This is a genomic window from Pseudomonas sp. TWI929, from assembly GCF_039673335.1.
Classification (GTDB): Bacteria; Pseudomonadota; Gammaproteobacteria; order Pseudomonadales; family Pseudomonadaceae; genus Aquipseudomonas.
Window position 1 is genome coordinate 1 of record NZ_JBDJLK010000192.1, and the last position, 481, is coordinate 481.

Sequence of the window (481 nt, forward strand, 5' to 3'; positions counted from 1 at the left end):
ATACTTCTGTACCTCCTCGCTGAAGGGGTTTTCCGCGATGGCCTGCTCGGTGATGCGGTAGCGCGCCGCCAGCAGCCCCAATGCTTTCTCGGCATTGCCCTCACGCGCCGCTAACATCACCTGCTGACGCAGGCCATGACTGGCATCCCACCTTGTCTGCCCACGCAGGCGCCTGAGCACCACGGTATTGACCGACTGGGCGGTGAGGTCGGTAATGCCGGCCATGGCCGGAAAACGGCCGGCCAACCCTTCGATCACGTTGTCGCTGGCGCCGAACAGGCTGCCGATCACATCGGCCTTGTCCTTGAACGGGTTGAACGGTGCCAGGGCGGTGTACAGCGGGCTGTCGTGTTGATCCAGCCACTGCTCGAGGCGTTTTAGGCGCGGGTCCTGTGCTTCGGTGCCGGGCGTCGGCTGGCCCATCGGCTGAATCAGCAGCGCCAATGAAATCTCCAGGCCGCGGGCCGAAGCGATTTCGTCG

The 481-nt window shown here is 64.0% G+C and carries 1 pseudogene; it reads right to left on the minus strand.

The features are described 5' to 3' along the window. A pseudogene (locus ABE456_RS28510) lies at positions 1–481 on the minus strand (hypothetical protein); the annotation flags it as partial.